The sequence below is a fragment of the Ruegeria sp. BB7 genome, assembly GCF_056539365.1.
The window spans coordinates 1-579 of record NZ_JBQFUV010000054.1; the positions used below are offsets into that span (position 1 = coordinate 1).

At 53.5% G+C, this 579-nt stretch carries 1 protein-coding gene; it reads left to right on the plus strand.

Annotated elements, in window-relative coordinates:
* Window positions 1-579, plus strand: a 579-nt coding sequence (locus tag ACR0D7_RS19425; RefSeq protein ID WP_480680483.1) for a LamG domain-containing protein, incomplete at both ends; no start/stop codon positions are given.

The window sequence follows — 579 nt, forward strand, 5'->3', positions numbered from 1 at the left end:
GTTGCTGTTTATGGTGTGGATGTAGGTCTTGGGCCAAACCTCATACTGAACAACAACCCAACTATCGGCACTGGACCTGATGGCTCTGACGCGTTGACATTTGCCAATGGCGCTTACGGGTTGGCCACGGGTCTTCCCACTGTCGAGGACGTCACAATTGGTGGTTGGTTCAACACCAGCGATTTTGAATCAGCTGCGCGGGCTTTCACTCTCAGAAATGACAGCAACACCAGAATTGAAGCTCTGTTTATCGATGGTGGCATCGAGGTGTTTGTCCAGGACAACAACGGAAGCTTCACAGTGCAGAGGGTCCCAAATATTGGGGTCGCAGGCGAATGGATGCATCTTGCTGCCACAATTTCTGCCAGTGATGGTCTGACGGTTTATGCAAATGGCGCCGAAATCGCCTCGTCCGGCGCTGCGCTCAATATATCGGGTGCGGCATGGACCGAGCTGTATGTTGCGAATTCGGCCCAACTGGACAGGCCGTTCAGCGGCACGATTGATGATCTTGCACTCTTTAACCGTGCTCTGACGGCAGCCGAGATTCAGTCTCTGCACACTGACGGGTTGGGGCTT